This is a genomic window from Kitasatospora sp. LaBMicrA B282 (assembly GCF_050325825.1).
Lineage (GTDB): Bacteria > Actinomycetota > Actinomycetes > Streptomycetales > Streptomycetaceae > Kitasatospora.
The window spans coordinates 1-14,677 of record NZ_JBNQTI010000015.1 but is presented as its reverse complement, the minus strand read 5'-3'; the positions used below and the strand labels follow the sequence as shown (position 1 = coordinate 14,677).

The 14,677-nt window shown below is 74.8% G+C and carries 15 protein-coding genes; 3 read left to right on the top strand and 12 right to left on the bottom strand.

Translation table 11 applies throughout. From position 1 onward, the window contains the following. Nucleotides 1-30: 30 nt before the first annotated feature. Nucleotides 31-1,074: a zinc-dependent alcohol dehydrogenase family protein gene (locus ACQRUO_RS07180; RefSeq protein WP_428314897.1), complete on the bottom strand. Its 1,044-nt coding sequence runs from the start codon at nt 1,072-1,074 to the stop codon at nt 31-33. A gap of 153 nt (nt 1,075-1,227) precedes the next feature. On the opposite strand from ACQRUO_RS07180, the gene ACQRUO_RS07175 reads away from it, so the two are divergent. Together ACQRUO_RS07175 and ACQRUO_RS07170 are read left to right on the top strand one after the other, a co-directional pair. Then, on the top strand, nt 1,228-2,262 hold the full coding sequence (locus ACQRUO_RS07175) for a DEDDh family exonuclease (protein WP_428314896.1): 1,035 nt from the start codon (nt 1,228-1,230) through the stop codon (nt 2,260-2,262). A 31-nt stretch (nt 2,263-2,293) separates the two neighbouring features. Then, on the top strand, nt 2,294-3,055 hold the full coding sequence (locus ACQRUO_RS07170) for an SDR family oxidoreductase (RefSeq protein ID WP_428314895.1): 762 nt from the start codon (nt 2,294-2,296) through the stop codon (nt 3,053-3,055). A 337-nt stretch (nt 3,056-3,392) separates the two neighbouring features. Here ACQRUO_RS07170 and ACQRUO_RS07165 read toward each other — a convergent pair whose 3' ends face one another. The 10 genes from ACQRUO_RS07165 to ACQRUO_RS07120 all read right to left on the bottom strand — a co-directional run bounded on the left by ACQRUO_RS07165 (nt 3,393) and on the right by ACQRUO_RS07120 (nt 11,615). Continuing rightward, a complete protein-coding gene (locus ACQRUO_RS07165) occupies nt 3,393-4,178 on the bottom strand; it encodes a VOC family protein (protein ID WP_428314894.1) in 786 nt (261 codons plus the stop codon). A 103-nt stretch (nt 4,179-4,281) separates the two neighbouring features. Next, nucleotides 4,282-4,929 (bottom strand): alkaline shock response membrane anchor protein AmaP, encoded by a 648-nt coding sequence (locus ACQRUO_RS07160; RefSeq protein ID WP_428314893.1) that lies wholly within the window; start codon nt 4,927-4,929, stop codon nt 4,282-4,284. A gap of 55 nt (nt 4,930-4,984) precedes the next feature. Next, the gene (locus ACQRUO_RS07155) at nt 4,985-5,653 is read right to left on the bottom strand and encodes a DUF6286 domain-containing protein (protein WP_428314892.1); all 669 of its coding nucleotides are present in this window, start codon (nt 5,651-5,653) and stop codon (nt 4,985-4,987) included. A gap of 49 nt (nt 5,654-5,702) precedes the next feature. After that, nucleotides 5,703-6,053: a hypothetical protein gene (locus ACQRUO_RS07150; RefSeq protein WP_428314891.1), complete on the bottom strand. Its 351-nt coding sequence runs from the start codon at nt 6,051-6,053 to the stop codon at nt 5,703-5,705. A gap of 86 nt (nt 6,054-6,139) precedes the next feature. Continuing rightward, a complete protein-coding gene (locus tag ACQRUO_RS07145; RefSeq protein ID WP_428314890.1) occupies nt 6,140-6,331 on the bottom strand; it encodes a hypothetical protein in 192 nt (63 codons plus the stop codon). Nucleotides 6,332-6,438: 107 nt separating this feature from the next. Further along, entirely contained in the window at nt 6,439-6,906 is a 468-nt protein-coding gene (locus ACQRUO_RS07140) for an Asp23/Gls24 family envelope stress response protein (protein ID WP_428314889.1), read from the bottom strand. A 168-nt stretch (nt 6,907-7,074) separates the two neighbouring features. Beyond that, nucleotides 7,075-7,887, bottom strand: a complete 813-nt coding sequence (locus ACQRUO_RS07135; protein WP_428314888.1) for an enoyl-CoA hydratase/isomerase family protein — start codon at nt 7,885-7,887, stop codon at nt 7,075-7,077. A 285-nt stretch (nt 7,888-8,172) separates the two neighbouring features. Beyond that, nucleotides 8,173-8,406: a helix-turn-helix domain-containing protein gene (locus tag ACQRUO_RS07130; protein WP_035843861.1), complete on the bottom strand. Its 234-nt coding sequence runs from the start codon at nt 8,404-8,406 to the stop codon at nt 8,173-8,175. Nucleotides 8,407-8,856: 450 nt separating this feature from the next. Further along, nucleotides 8,857-10,455 carry an ABC-F family ATP-binding cassette domain-containing protein gene (locus ACQRUO_RS07125; protein WP_428314887.1) on the bottom strand — a complete coding sequence of 533 codons (1,599 nt, stop codon included), beginning with the start codon at nt 10,453-10,455 and terminating at the stop codon, nt 8,857-8,859. A 221-nt stretch (nt 10,456-10,676) separates the two neighbouring features. Then, nucleotides 10,677-11,615 carry a hypothetical protein gene (locus ACQRUO_RS07120; protein WP_428314886.1) on the bottom strand — a complete coding sequence of 313 codons (939 nt, stop codon included), beginning with the start codon at nt 11,613-11,615 and terminating at the stop codon, nt 10,677-10,679. A gap of 348 nt (nt 11,616-11,963) precedes the next feature. On the opposite strand from ACQRUO_RS07120, the gene ACQRUO_RS07115 reads away from it, so the two are divergent. Beyond that, on the top strand, nt 11,964-13,370 hold the full coding sequence (locus ACQRUO_RS07115; protein ID WP_428314885.1) for a glycosyl hydrolase: 1,407 nt from the start codon (nt 11,964-11,966) through the stop codon (nt 13,368-13,370). A 98-nt stretch (nt 13,371-13,468) separates the two neighbouring features. Here the strand turns inward: ACQRUO_RS07115 and ACQRUO_RS07110 are convergent. Further along, a partial coding sequence (locus tag ACQRUO_RS07110) for a GNAT family N-acetyltransferase (protein ID WP_428314884.1) occupies nt 13,469-14,677 on the bottom strand: 1,209 nt, incomplete at its 5' end.

Here is a 14,677-nt window from a genome sequence, read left to right as displayed (position 1 = left end):
CCTCGGAAGGCCGGCCTCAGGAGGTCGCCCTCAGAAGGCGATCCGCACCTTCAGTGCGGTGCGGTCGTGCATCGCCTGGTAGCCGGCCGGCACCCCGTCCAGGTCCACCGTCCGGTCGAAGACCAGGCCCGGCTGGATGTCCCCGGCCAGCACGTCGGCCAGCAGCTCCGGGATGTAGGCGCGGGCCGGCGCCACGCCGCCGACCAGCGCGACGTTCCGGCCGAACATCTGGCCGATGTCCACGCCCGCGCTGCCGCCGTGCGGCACCCCGACGTAGCCGACCGCGCCGCCGTCCCGGGCGATCGAGATCGCGGTGCGCATCGACTCCTCGGTGCCCACCGCCTCCAGCACCGCGTGCGCGCCCTGACCGCCGGTCAGCTCCCTGACCGCCTCGATCGCCGCCTCGCCGCGCTCGGCCACCACGTCGGTGGCACCGAAGCTGCGGGCGATCCCGGTGCGCACCTCGTGCCGCCCCATCGCGATGATCCGTCCGGCGCCCAGCCGGCGCGCGGCCAGCACCCCGCACAGGCCCACCGCGCCGTCGCCGACCACGGCGACCGTGGCGCCGGGGCGGACCCGGGCCGAGACCGCCGCGTGGTGCCCGGTCGCCATCACGTCGGAGAGCGCCAGCAGGTGGGGCAGCAGCGCCTCGTCGGTGGCCGCCTCCTTCGGCAGCCGGACCAGGGTGCCGTCGGCGAACGGCACCCGCACCGCCTCGCCCTGGCCGCCGTCCGACCCGACGCTGCCCCAGAACCCACCCTGCGGGCACGAGGTGTGCAGCCCGTCCCGGCAGTACTCGCAGGTGCCGTCCGACCAGACGAACGGGGCCACCACGAAGTCGCCCGGCTTGACGCCGTCGACCGCCGCGCCGACCTCCTCGACGACGCCGAGGAACTCGTGCCCGATCCGCTGGCCGGCCGCCCGGTCCGCCACCCCGCGGTAGGCCCACAGGTCGCTCCCGCAGATGCAGGCGTTCACCACCCGCACCACCGCGTCGGTCGGCTGCTGGATCTTCGGGTCGGGGACATCTTCGATCCGGATGTCGTTGGGGCCGTGGATCACGGTCGCGCGCATGGTGGTGCCTCTCGCATACACAGTGGTGCTTCGTCCGGTAGTACGACCCGCCCCACCTGCCACTCTATTCCCGACGTGATGCACGCCCCACCGGGCGGCGTGCCGAAGCGTTTCGGCACCCGGCACCGCCCTCGCCCCTTAAGCTGGTGCACCATGCACGCGCTCCCGCCCACGGCTCACCCGGTCCCCACCCAGCCGGTCACCACGCAGCCGATCCCCACCCAGCGCACCAGTGCACCCGCAACCCCGCTGCCGGCCCTGCCGACGGGCTACGCGGTGGTCGACGTGGAGACCACCGGCCTCGGCCGCACCGACCGGGTGATCTCGGCGGGCGTCTACCGGCTGGACGCCGAGGGCGCGGTCGAGGACCACTGGTACACCCTGGTCAACCCGGAGCGCGACCCCGGGCCGGTCTGGATCCACGGCCTGACCAGCGCGATGCTGGCCGACGCGCCGAGCTTCCCGCAGATCGCCGAGGAGTTCGCGGAGCGGCTGCGCGGCCGGGTGATGGTCGCGCACAACGCGCTCTTCGACTGGAACATGATCTCGCGTGAGTTCTCCCGCACCGGGCTGCGGGCACCGGTGGACCACCGGCTCTGCACCATGGTGCTCTCCCGGGACCTCGGCCTGCCGCTGGCCAACGGCAAGCTGTCCACGCTGGCCGAGTACTTCGGCGTCCGGCAGCGCCACGCGCACAACGCGCTGGACGACGCGCGGGTGCTCGCCGAGGCCTTCCGCCCCAGCCTCGAGCTGGCCCGCAGCGGCGGCATCCCGCTGCCGCTGACCACCTGCGTGGCCGTGACCGACCTCGGCGAGGACGCCCCGACCCCGCTCGGCGGCGCCGCCCGCGGCTCCTGGAGCTCCTCCTACCGCCCCGCCCGCAGGCGACCCGCCTGCCCGTACCCGAACCCCGGACGCTGGCAGAACGGCCGCCCGCTGGTCCAGGGCATGCGGGTGGCGATCACCGGGGACACCGCGATGGACCGCGAGCTGCTGGAGGACCGGGCGATCGCCGCCGGCCTGCACATCGCCGCCTCGGTCAGCCGGCTCACCAGCCTGCTGGTCACCAACGAGCCGGGCAGCTGGAGCGGCAAGGCCCGCAAGGCCCGCGAGGTGGGCACCCCGGTGATCGGCGAGGACGCCTTCCTGCAGTTGCTGGCCGACGTGGCCCCGCACCCGGGCGACTGAACCGGGCGGGTGCGTGGGGCAGGATGGCCCCATGGATCTCGGACTTCACGACAGGGTGTACGTGGTCACCGGCGCCAGCCGGGGCCTGGGGCTGGCCACCGCCGGTGAACTCGCCGCCGACGGCGCCCGGGTGCTGCTGACCGGCCGTCAGCAGGACCGGCTGGACGCGGCCGTCGCCGCCCTCGGCGGGGCCCCGAACGCCACCGCCCTGGTCGCCGACAACGGCGACCCCGCCGCCGCCGCCCGGATCGTCGACACCGCGCTGGAGCGCTACGGCCACCTCGACGGCATCCTGATCAGCGTCGGCGGCCCCGCCGCCGGCCCGCTGCTGGAGGCCGACGACGAGACCTGGCGCGGCGCCTTCGAAACCGTCTTCCTGGGCGCCCTGCGCCTGGCCCGGGCCGCGGCCGAGCACCTCACCGAGGGCGGCGTGATCGCCTTCGTGCTCTCCACCTCGGTGCGCGAGCCGATCCCCGGCCTCGGCGTCTCCAACGGGCTGCGCCCCGGCCTGGCGATGGCCGCCAAGTCCCTGGCCAACGAGCTGGGCCCGCGCGGCATCCGGGTGCTCGGCCTGCTGCCCGCCCGGATCGACACCGACCGGGTCCGCGAACTGGACGGCCTGGCCCCCGACCCCGCCGCCGCCCGCGCCGCCCACAGCGCCCGCATCCCGCTCGGCCGCTACGGCACCCCGGAGGAGTTCGGCAAGGTCGCCGCCTTCGCCCTCTCCCCCGCGGCCTCCTACCTGACCGGCCTGATGATCCCGGTCGACGGCGGCGCCCTCCACGCCCTGTAACCCCACCCCACCCCGGGCCGGGGCTGGCCGCTGGCCGCTGGCCGCTGGCCGCTGGCCGCTGGCCGCTGGCCGCTGGCCGCTGGCCGCTGGCCGCTGGCCGCTGGCCGCTGGCCGCTGGCCCCCAAGCCTTCGGCTGGGGGCCAGGGCCAGGGCCAGCGCGCGCCGATCGGTCGGCCTCGGAGCGGGTCGGGCCGGTTTGCCCCCGTTCACGTCGCAGGCCCATCCCTGACCCGCCTCCCGGGCTGCTCGGCTGGGGACGGCGTGACAGGCCCTTGCGCAACACCCGCTCGCCCGGCGGCCGGGCAAGCGGGTGTCGGTGTGCGCCGCGGCCTGAGACCTACGGGGAGACCGCCTTGATCACCGCGAAGACCGCCCCCTGGGGGTCCGTCGCGATGGCCATCCGGCCCGCCATCATGTCGAAGGGCGGGACGAGCACGTTGCCGCCCGCCTTCACCAGCGCGTCGACCGTGCTGTCGGTGTCGTCCACCGCGAAGTAGGTGAGCCAGTGCGGGGGCGTCCCGGGCGGGGTGCCCTCCAGCGTGGTCATGCCGCCGACGGGGCGGTCACCGACGTTCAGCGAGTGGTAGTTGTCCATGCCCTCCAGCGGGGTGGAGCCGAGGCCCAGGGCCTGCTGGTAGAAGGCCCCGGCGGCGGCCATGTCCGAGGTGTGCAGCTCGTTCCAGGTCAGCGCGCCGGGCTCGTTGACCACGGCGGCGCCGAAGAAGTCGACGGGCTGCCAGACACCGAAGACGGCCCCGGTCGGGTCGACCGCGATGAGCATCCGGCCGACGGTCATCACGTCCATCACCGGGAACATCACGGTGCCCCCGGCCGCGCTGATCGCGGCCTGCGTGGCATCCGCGTCGCTGCTGGCCAGGTAGCTGGTCCAGACCGTGGGCGGCATCGGGTCGCCCTCGTTCATCGGCTGGGCCTTCATGATCCCGGCCACCGGCTTGCCGTTCAGCGTGCACATCGCGTACCCGCCCACCTCGGGCGGGCCGATCTCTCCCTGCCAGCCGAACAGGTCCTTGTAGAAGTCGAGGGCCGCCTGCTGGTCAGGGGCCATCAGGTCGACCCAGCAGGGGGTGCCGGGCGGGTAGTAGTCAGCGGTGACGTCGGGCATCTCGCTCCTTCGGATCGGGGCTCTCCCACACACTCTCGTCCTCGCCCGGCGCCGACCGCCCGACATGCTCCGCCGAAGGGGGGACCCCGACCGCCACCTGGCGTCAGATCACCCGGGGATGCCGCCGCGCCTTGCGCTGCGGGCGCTCGTGCTTGGGGATCGGAGTCGGCGCGACCTGGACCCGCAGGTCGAGCGGCAGCTCGCCGGTCCGACCGAGGGCGGCTGCGGCGTGGGCGGCGGGGCCGGTGCGGAAGGCGTCCACCACGGGGCCCACCGCCGCGCCCGGTTCCAGCAGCAGCTGGGCCCGCAGCGTCAGCCGGTGGCCGCGGCCGACCAGGCGGACCCGGCCCGCAGTGACCTGGGGCAGCCGCAGCGCCGCGCCCTGGACAGCCTCGGCGAGCGCCGCTCCGCGCAGGCGCAGCCGCAGTCCGGGCGGGCCGACCGGCGGCAGTTCCAGCTCGGCGGGGGCCGGCCGGCGCAGCTGGGCGAGCAGCCACCACAGCGCCAGCAGCACCACCACGGAGAGCCCCGCCACCACCACGGGCCACCACCAGCCGTGGTCGTGCCAGCGGGTCCGGGAGGCGCTGCTGAGCAGCGGCTGCCCGGGCCGGGTCAGCGGCCACCCGCCGGGCGGGGTGACCCCCAGATGCCGGTACAGGTCGAAGCCGCCGGCCAGCACCAGCAGGGCGCCCAGTACCAGCAGCAGCCCGATCAGCCCGATCAGCAGGCGGTTGACGGTGGCACGGGTCACGACGCTCGCTCCTCTCCCGGCTCGTCCGCTCAATGCATCCGCTCAGTGCAACGGCTCAGTGCATCGGCGGCCGGTGCGGGGCCGCCCTACCGCGGATCCGCAGCACCGGCTCGCGCACCAGCTCCAGCGCGGCCAGCTCCGCGGCCAGCAGCTCGCGCGTCCGGGCCAGGTCGGCGCTGCCGTGGATGGTCACCCGGGCCCGCCGCCGGCTGACCCGGACCCGGGCCGAGGCGACCATGGGCTGCTCCAGCACGCTGGTCTCCAGCAACGCCGCCACCCCGACCCGGTCGATGGTGGTTCCGGGGGCCCGCCGCAGCGCCAACCAGCGGCGCTCGCCCGCGGCGACCGCGAGCCAGCAGAGCCAGCACCCCAGCAGCGCCACCAGCACCGCCGCGACCCGTACCCAGCCGGAGTCCAGCGGCCGGGTGGCGAGTTGGTGCGCCAGGTGGGCCCGCCAGCTGCCCACGTGGTGCCCGGCCCAGCGCGAGGCCGCGTCGTAGAGCAGCGCACCGGCGCCGGCCAGCACCGCGAGCGCGACCAGCGCCGCCGTCCGGGTCCGCGGCGAGCGCGGCGCCCGGTACCCGGGCCCGGCCGCACCGGGCAACGCATCGCCCGCCGTGCCCTCGCCGTCCAGCCCGTCACCGGCCGGCCCCTCACCGCCCAGCCGCTCGCCGCCCAATCCGTCACCATCCAACCCGTCACCGGCGGGCCACTCGCCATCCATCCCGTCACCGTCCACCCCCTCACCGCCCGACCCCTCACCCGCCACCCCGTCACCCGCCATCCGGGGCCTCCACCGGGTGCAGCCCCTCCACCACCACGACCACCTCGCGGGCCGGGATCCCGGTCAGCGTCCCGACCCGGTCGGCCACCGCCGCCTGTACCGCCGCCGCCCAGCGCCCGAGGTCGGACGGGAACGGCAGGTCCACCCCGATCCGCAGCCGGGCCGCCCCTTCCAGCACCACCACCGACACCCGCGGCACCTCGCCGACCCGGTCCGGGCCGAGCGCGTCCCGCGCGGCCAGGGCGGCGATCCGGACCAGCACCCGGTCGGCGATCCGCAGCCGGCCGCGCCGGGCCGGCGGCGTGCCCGGACCGGTGTCCCGCCCCCACCCGGGCTCCATCGCGAAGCCCACCCGGCCACCGACCCCGCCCCGGCCACCGACCCCCATCCGGTCGCCGACCCCCGACGCCCCGCCACCTGTGCCCATCAGCGGCGCCGGTCGCGGCCGCGCAGCAGGTCGCCGAGGTCGCCCAGGTCGAGGTCGCCCTCCAGCACCCGGCCGACCACGAAGCCGACCGCGCCGAGGGCGGCGACCAGCAGGAAGGCCGCGAACCCGCCGAAGTAGCCGGCGAAGCCCAGGGCCATCCCGGCCACCGTGCCGATCAGCGCGAGATTCATGCGGTCCTCCTAGCGGACGGGCGGACGGACTGGCGGGCGGACTGGCGGGCGGACTGGCAAGCGGCCGGGCGGACGGACGCTCCGGCGGACTGTCGGGCGAGTGCGGCCTACTGGACCCGGGACCGCCGCTCCGAGGAGAGCTGCTCCTCCTCCTCGTCCGGCTCGTCCGGCAGGTGGACGTCGTTGACCGCGATGTTCACCTCGACCACCTCCAGGCCGGTCATCCGCTCGACCGCAGCGATGATGTTCCGCCGCACCGCCGCCGCCAGCTCCGGGATCACCACCCCGTACTCGACCACCAGCGCGATGTCGATCGCGGTCTGCCGCTCGCCCACCTCGGCCTTGATGCCACGGGACACGCTGGCCCGTCCGCCGGGGACCCGGTCGCGCATCGCCCCGAAGGTGCGGGAGAGCCCGGAGCCGAGGGCGTGGATGCCGGGGACCTCGCGGGCGGCCATGCCGGCGATCTTCTCCACCACGCCGTCGGCCAGCGCCGTGCGGCCGCGCTCCTCGGCGGGCGGGGCGGCGGACACGGCGGGCTTGGTCAGATCGGACGGCTTGGGGGTCTCGGGCATGGGGGTGCCTCCTGACGGACGTCTCCAGCTATACCGCAATCTGTCCCAACTCTGACATTCCGCCACGAAACTCGCGCCCGGAGCTCCCGCGCGCACAACGGAAAGCGGGCCCGGCTCTCCCCCTCCGGGAGCCGGACCCGCTGGCCCATTCACCGCACAACCGGAACGTCAGTCCCCGATGCCCGCCAGGTCGCGCAGCCGCCGCGCCTGCGCGGCCCGCTCGGCGGCCCGCTGCTCCTCGTAGGAGCGCCCGCCCGCGCCCTGCAGCAGCGCCTTGGTCTCGATCACCGCGTCCCGCGGGGCGGCGAGCAGCGCGGCGGCCAGGTCGCGGGCGGCGCCGTCCAGCTCGGCGGCCGGCACCACCAGGTTGGCCAGGCCCAGCGCCGCGGCCTCGTCCGCGTGCACCCAGCGGCCGGTGGCGCAGATCTCCAGCGCGCGGGCGTAGCCGACCAGGTCGGTCAGCGGCTTGGTGCCGGCCAGGTCGGGGACCAGGCCGAGCGAGGTCTCGCGCATCGAGAACTGCACGTCCTCGGCGCAGACCCGCAGGTCGCAGCCGAGCGCGAGCTGGAAGCCGGCGCCCACCGCGTGCCCCTGCACGGCGGCCACGCTGATCAGGTCGGGGCGTCGCCACCAGGTGAACGCGGCCTGGAAGCCGTCGATCGCCGCGTCCAGCTCCTTGTCGGAACTGGCCGCCAGCGCGAGGAAGTTCGGCTCGCCCGGGATGCCCTCGGGGGTGAACATGGCGCGGTCCAGACCGGCGGAGAAGGAGAGGCCGTCGGCGCGCAGCAGCACCACCCGCACCGAGCCCGGCAGCTCCCGGCCGATCTCGGCCAGCGCCCGCCACATCGCCGGAGTCTGGGCGTTGCGCCGCTGCGGGTGGCAGAGCGTGACCGTCGCCAGCTCGCCCTCGACCTCGAGGCGCACGCCGGCGGCGAGCCGGGCCTCGGCCGTCGTGGCAGGGGTGGATTCGGGCGCGGTCATGGGCACCTCCGGCACGGATCGGGGCAGGCTCCAGCGCACTGCCCACACGTCTACCGGAGAGTAACTTATTGCCGGGACCTTGGGTACCGCCGCGGGTTCACCCGCTGTTCACGCCGCACGCGGACATGACGATCGGCGGCCGCGGGGGCGCCTTCCGGTCGAGGTCCGGAGGGACTGCCTGTCTCGGTCGCCGATGCGTCGGGGGTGTGCTGGCGGACTGCCGTAATCCGGAACCGCCCTGAGCCGACCGACCGGGGCACACCGTGCGCCCGGCCTGACGGCGGATCAGGATCCGGCTGCGGCAGCAGCCTTGGCCTTTCCACGCGTTGCGCCGCCGCGACCCCGGAGATTGACCCCGGACTCGCTCAGCATGCGGTGCACGAAGCCGTAGGAGCGGCCGGTCTCCTCCGCGAGCGCACGAATGCTCGCCCCGGAGTCGTACTTCTTCTTCAGCTCGGCCGCGAGCTTCTCACGCGCGGCACCAGTCACCCGGCTGCCCTTTTTCAGAGTCTCGGCCACCCGTGCCTCCTCGTAGCTGTGCTCGGTCGGATTCCCATGATCACCCATCCCCAGCCTCCTGGCCACCCATTCGACAAGGTCTGTACGCCGGAACGGGCGGCGCCCGGGAGTAGCCCCAGCGCATCAGGGCGCTCACGGTGGGTGTACGGGCGCCGGCCCGGAACCGGCGTGCGACACGAAACAGCTGATCAGCAGGGGCCGTTGGCCGACGAAAGGAGAGGGGCCGATTAAAACGGAATCCCCGACCCCCGCATTCCCGCGGGCGCCGGCATGATGAGACGGCATCGGCCGGATGCAGGAGCGTGTGTCTACCGACGGCGAGCGGCGGTGAGCACCCGGACTCCGCGAAAGTCGAAGCCCGTGACCGGCGAACCGGTCACGGGCTGCGGAGGAGCGGGGGGAATCCGACGAGCGGACCCCAGGACGGGATTCGGACCCGCCCGACGACGATCAGGCCAGCGAGACCAGGTCGTGGTAGGCCGGGCTCCACAGGTCCTCGACGCCGTCCGGCAGCAGGATGATCCGCTCCGGCGCCAGCGCGTCCACCGCGCCCTCGTCGTGGGTGACCAGCACCACGGCGCCGCTGAAGGAGCGCAGCGCGCCCAGGATCTCCTCGCGGCTGGCCGGGTCCAGGTTGTTGGTGGGCTCGTCCAGCAGCAGCACGTTGGCGCTGGAGACCACCAGCGAGGCCAGCGCCAGCCGGGTCTTCTCACCGCCGGAGAGCACCCCGGCCGGCTTGTCCACGTCGTCGCCGGAGAACAGGAAGGAGCCGAGGATCTTGCGGATCTGCACCAGGTCGGTGTCCGGCGCGGAGGAGCGCATGTTCTCCAGCACGGTGCGCTCCGGGTCGAGCGTCTCGTGCTCCTGGGCGTAGTAGCCGATCTTCAGGCCGTGGCCCGGGATCACCTCACCGGTGTCCGGCTTCTCCACGCCCGCCAGCATCCGCAGCAGGGTGGTCTTGCCGGCGCCGTTGAGGCCCAGCACCACGACCCGCGAGCCGCGGTCGATCGCCAGGTCGACGTCGGTGAAGATCTCCAGCGAGCCGTAGGACTTCGACAGGCCGCTGGCGGTCAGCGGGGTCTTGCCGCACGGGGCCGGGTCGGGGAAGCGCAGCTTGGCGACCTTGTCGGAGGCGCGCACCTCCTCCAGGCCGGAGAGCAGCTTCTCGGCGCGGCGGGCCATGTTCTGCGCGGCGACCGTCTTGGTGGCCTTGGCGCGCATCTTGTCGGCCTGCGCGTTGAGGGTGGCGGCCTTCTTCTCGGCGTTGGCCCGCTCGCGCTTGCGGCGCTTCTCGTCGTCCTCGCGCTGCTGCTGGTACTGCTTCCAGCCCATGTTGTAGACGTCGATGCAGGACCGGTTGGCGTCCAGGTAGAAGACCTTGTTGACCACCGTCTCGACCAGGTCGACATCGTGCGAGATCACGATGAAGCCGCCCTTGTAGGTCTTCAGGAAGTCGCGCAGCCAGGCGATCGAGTCGGCGTCCAGGTGGTTGGTCGGCTCGTCCAGCAGCAGGATGTCGGCGTCCGAGAAGAGGATCCGGGCCAGCTCGACCCGGCGGCGCTGGCCACCCGAGAGGGTGTGCAGCTGCTGGCCGAGGATCCGGTCCGGCAGGCCCAGCGCGGCGGCGATGGTGGCGGCCTCGGCCTCGGCGGCGTACCCGCCCTTGGTGAGGAACTCGGTCTCCAGCCGGGCGTACTTCTTCATCGCGTTGTCGCGGGTGGCGCCCTTGCCGTTGGCCATCCGGTCCTCGTTCTCGCGCATCTTCTGGAGCACGGTGTCGAGGCCGCGGGCGGACAGGATCCGGTCCCGGGCGAGCACGTCCAGGTCGCCGGTGCGCGGGTCCTGCGGCAGGTAGCCGACCTCGCCGGAGCGGGTCACCGTGCCACCGGCCGGCAGGCCCTCGCCGGCCAGCACCTTGGTCATCGTGGTCTTGCCGGCGCCGTTGCGGCCGACCAGGCCGATCCGGTCGCCGGGGGCGATCCGGAAGCTGGCGGACTCGATGAGGACGCGGGCGCCGGCGCGCAGTTCGAGGTCGGTGGCGGAAATCACGGCTGGGAGAGCTCCTGTTGCTGGGCGGCCGGGGGCGCGCGGCGGCGCGGCCGGGCACGAGGGGTGCGGACGGATCTGGGCGGGTGCTGGACGGTCCGACCGCCGCTAATGCCCGAGGAGTACAGCCATGCGGGCCAGTCTACCGGGCGCCCCGCGCGGACCCGGAGGAAAATCCGGCCGGCCCCGTCCGGCGCCCGTCCCGGTGACCGCGGACGACCGCGTCAGTGGCCGTCGCCCGCCGCCGGGGTCGGGCAGCCGTCCTGCGGCTTGACCACCGCGAACGGCGCCTCGGGGCTGTCGCACGGGATGGCCGAGGCGCCCTGGTCGGTGTCGAAGACGTGGCTGCCGAGCAGCGGGCCGTCGTCGATCAGCACCCGGGTGCCGTCCAGCCTGGTGATGGTCACGTTGAGGCCGGCGTTCAGCACGTAGCCGTGGCCGTCCAGCCGGTAGCCGGTGATCGAGCCGGGCAGCGGCTGCCGGTTGGGGCCGGTGGTGACGGTGCAGCTGCGCGGGACCAGCACCGCGATGTCGGTGTGCACCGTGCGCATCGGGTCGAAGGTGCAGCCCTCCTGCGGCCGGGCGTTGAACCGCAGGTCGCCGTCCCGGTCCCGGAAGCCCATGGTCAGGCCGGGGGTGAGCACCTGGACCCAGGGCTCGGGCAGCACGGCCACCTGCACCGCGGCGGCGGCCCGCTGCAGCTCCAGCTGCTTCTTCTGGGCGTCGGTGCGCTGGTCCGCCCCGGTCTCGCCGGAGCCGTGCAGCCAGTCGGCCAGGCCCGGCACCGCGCGGTGCCAGCGGACCTGGTGGTTGTCGATCTCCACCGAGGTGACCATGCCGTCGTCCCAGACCACCACCGCGCTCTGGGCGAGCACGGTGACGTGCAGCGCGGTGGCGCCGTCGCGGCGGTAGGACCAGAGCAGGGCGCCGCTGGACGGGTCGTACGCCTCCAGGCCGGGGCCCACCCGGAAGTCCGGGACCACCGGGTCGGCGGTCTGCGCACTGATCGGGCTGGCCTGGGCGTTGCCGGGTGCGGAGACCTGGTCGCCGAACGGCACCGGGCGGTTGGCGTGCGCGGCGGCGCCGACGCCGAGCACCAGCAGCACGGCCATGGCGGGCAGGGCCGACCGGGGGGTCAGGGTACGAAGCGGCTTCCAGGACACCTCGGGAGGGTACCTGGTGTTCGCTCACCCGTCAGCCGGACCGTGGTTCCGAACAGGTTGACGGACGGATAACCGGACATTCGGCGGGGGCCACTCGATGGATGGTCATGCCCATTCCACATTCGGCCGCCCATCGACGAGGGTCGACGGGAACGGCACCGGCGGGCGGCCGATCGCTGACGATCGATCAGGGCTGCGAGTCCCGCCAGTCGAAATCGGCCAGGCTCGCGACAACTGTCCACTTTGGGGTGACATTCGGCTTTACCGACGGCGGCGCGGCTTACCGTCGGTGCACGGGTGCGTACGGTACGCGTCCGCACCCGGAGTGACTGCCGTGCTGGAGGAGACATGCGAATCGGCCGCCTGACCCTGGCCGGCGCCGCGCTGCTGCTGCTCACCAGCGCCGGCCTGGCCGGCGGCGGGATCCCGCTGACCACCGCCGACCGGGCCCCCAGCCAGCTCGGCCCGCCCGACCCGGACGCCGCGCAGCCGCGCGCCGCCGCCCCCAGGCCGAACACCCGGCGGGCCGTCCACGAGGTGCCGTTCGGCGCCTTCGTCGGCTCCTGGGACCAGTACATCCCGCAGATCGCCCGCTTCTCCGGCTGGCTGAACGGTGCCAACCTCCAGGTCGGCCACACGTACTTGGCCGGAAACGGCTGGGGCGACATCGAGGGCGACACCAGGATGCTGGCCCCCTGGTCGGAGTGGCGGCTCGCCGACCGCAGCCGGACCCTGGTGCTCAACGTGCCGATGCTGGTCCCCAACGAGGGCAACCTGCCCGACGACCAGGTGGCCGACCTGCTCGGCCAGGGCGCGGGCGGGGCCTTCGACCAGCACTTCCTGCGGCTGGCCCGGAAGCTGGTCGCGCTCGGCGGCGACGACACGGTGATCGTGCTCGGCTGGGAGATGAACGGCATCACCTACACCAGCCGCTGCAAGCCCGACCCGGCCGCCTGGAAGGCCTACTGGCGCCGGATCGTCGGCGTGATGCGCTCGGTCCCGGGCCAGCACTTCCGCTTCGACTTCACCCCCAACCGCGGACTGGACGCGATCGCCTGGACCAAGTGCTACCCCGGTGACGACGTGGTCGACGTGATCGGCACCGACAGCTACGACCAGCCGGCCGGCGCCACCTTCGACGACTACGTGCACGAGCCCTACGGCCTGCAGGACCAGGTGGAGTTCGCGGCCCGGCGGGGCAAGCCGGTCTCGTACCCGGAGTGGGGCCTGTTCCGCAACGGGGACGACCCGGAGTTCGTCCGGCGGATGGTGGACTGGATGCGCACCCACGACACCCTCTACCAGACCGTCACCGACTACTGCCCGCACGGCTTCTGGCAGTGCCACAGCAACCCGCGCTCCAGTGCGGTCTACCAGCAGCTGCTCGGCGGCTCGCCGGGCGCCCCCGACTCCCCGACCGCCCCGCCCTGTCCGGCGCCCGGCCCGTACGGCGGCGTGCCCGGGCTGCGCCCGCCGCTGGTGCCGCGCGGCTGCACCGGCACCGGCCGGCCCACCCCGACCGGCTCGCCCACCGGCGGTTCCCCGACCGGTGCACCCACCGGCTCGCCGACCGCCACCGCGGCGCCGAGCCCCTCGGCCACCCCCGACTCCGCCTCCCCCTCGCCCAGCCCGTCGCCCGCTCCCGACACCACCGCGCCCACGGAGCAGCCGACCACCCGGCCGGTGCTGCCGCCGCTGCCCGAGCTGCCCGGTTTCTCGCCGCCCCCGTTCCTCTGGTGGCTCAACGGCTGGTGAGCTCGGCGGCCGGTGGGCCCGGCGGCCCGAGCGGCCGCGCGGCCGGCGAGCTCAGCGGCCGGTCGGCACCGTCGCCCGCGGGTGCAGCACCCGCGGGCTCAGCGGCCGGCCCGCAGCGCCCGCAGCCGCCGGACCGGACCGCGCAGGTACGGGACGAGGGCCGCCCGCACCCGGACCACGGCCAGCCGCGCGCTGAGCGCGGCCGCCCCGCGGGCCGGGCCGAGCAGCAGCCGGTGGTTGCGCTCCCGCTCCGGCCGCCAGCGCTCCTTGTACGGCTCCTCGCCGCGCATCAGGCTCAGCTCGGGGATACCGGCCCGGGTCGTCTCCTCCAGCGAGGTGCCGAAGAGCAGCCCGGCGATGTCCACCCGCTCGCGCAGCCGCGGGTGCGCGCCGTACAGGTAGAGGCCGGCGAAGGACGGGCAGAGCAGCAGCAGGTCCACCGCCATCAGCTCCCCGTCCAGGACGTAGCGGTAGACCACCGCCTGGCCGCGCCGGGCCAGGCCCGCGGTGGACTCGCGCAGGTGGGCGGCGAACCGCTCGCTGGCGTGCTCGGCGGTGACCCCACGGCCCTCCCACTGCAACGCGTGCAGCCGCAGCAGCTCGTCCATCGCCGCGCCGACCTGCTCGACCGGCACCCGGTCGGCCCGCACCCCGGCCTCCTGCAGCTTGCGCTGCTTGGCCCGGCTGCGCTGCGCGGTGCGCCCAGGCAGCCGGGCCAGCAGTCGGTCCATCGGCACCGCGGGCAGGTGCTGGCAGACCGAGTCCAGCAGCTGGTGCCGGCGGCCCTGCCAGTGCGCGTACACCTGGTGGGCCGCCGAGCCGGGGCGCACCTCGCGCAGGTCCAGCGCCTGCCAGGGGCGGTGCAGCGGCAGCGCCCGGGCCAGGGCGGCGGCGGCCGCCGCGGCGCAGGCGTCGTCCAGCAGCACGTCGGTGTAGTCGATCAGCCCGCCGCCGAGCCCGGTCAGCGTGCCGGTGCGGGTGCGGGTCAGCGCGGCGGCCGCCACCAGCAGTCCGTCCCGGCGGACCAGCACCACCCGCAGCCGGCCGGGGCGCCCGTACTGCCGCCACCAGGAGCCCTGCCAGGCGGCGGACTGGAACGGGGTGGCGGTGCGGCAGCGCGCGGTGAGGTCGTCCCACTCGGCGGCCAGCCGGGTCAGCGTGTCGTCCGCCCGGCAGATCTCGGTGGTCCACTCGGGCGTCGTCGGCTCGCCGGCAGGTCCCGGGAGCTCGGCCGCGGGCTCGGGCGGCTCGGCCGCGGGCTCGGCGGCCCGGCGGCTGGGCGGCACCCCCGTCGCCGGCGGCTCGGC

What these genes read in the sequence shown, in the direction of transcription:
- ACQRUO_RS07170 (WP_428314895.1), top strand. Translation starts at nt 2,294, where the DNA reads ATGGATCTCGGACTTCACGACAGGGTGTACGTGGTCACCGGCGCCAGC.
- ACQRUO_RS07165 (WP_428314894.1), bottom strand. Translation starts at nt 4,178, where the DNA reads ATGCCCGACGTCACCGCTGACTACTACCCGCCCGGCACCCCCTGCTGG.
- ACQRUO_RS07145 (WP_428314890.1), bottom strand. Translation starts at nt 6,331, where the DNA reads ATGAATCTCGCGCTGATCGGCACGGTGGCCGGGATGGCCCTGGGCTTC.
- ACQRUO_RS07140 (WP_428314889.1), bottom strand. Translation starts at nt 6,906, where the DNA reads ATGCCCGAGACCCCCAAGCCGTCCGATCTGACCAAGCCCGCCGTGTCC.
- ACQRUO_RS07155 (WP_428314892.1), bottom strand. Translation starts at nt 5,653, where the DNA reads ATGGATGGCGAGTGGCCCGCCGGTGACGGGTTGGATGGTGACGGATTG.
- ACQRUO_RS07150 (WP_428314891.1), bottom strand. Translation starts at nt 6,053, where the DNA reads ATGGAGCCCGGGTGGGGGCGGGACACCGGTCCGGGCACGCCGCCGGCC.
- ACQRUO_RS07180 (WP_428314897.1), bottom strand. Translation starts at nt 1,074, where the DNA reads ATGCGCGCGACCGTGATCCACGGCCCCAACGACATCCGGATCGAAGAT.
- ACQRUO_RS07135 (WP_428314888.1), bottom strand. Translation starts at nt 7,887, where the DNA reads ATGACCGCGCCCGAATCCACCCCTGCCACGACGGCCGAGGCCCGGCTC.
- ACQRUO_RS07175 (WP_428314896.1), top strand. Translation starts at nt 1,228, where the DNA reads ATGCACGCGCTCCCGCCCACGGCTCACCCGGTCCCCACCCAGCCGGTC.
- ACQRUO_RS07115 (WP_428314885.1), top strand. Translation starts at nt 11,964, where the DNA reads ATGCGAATCGGCCGCCTGACCCTGGCCGGCGCCGCGCTGCTGCTGCTC.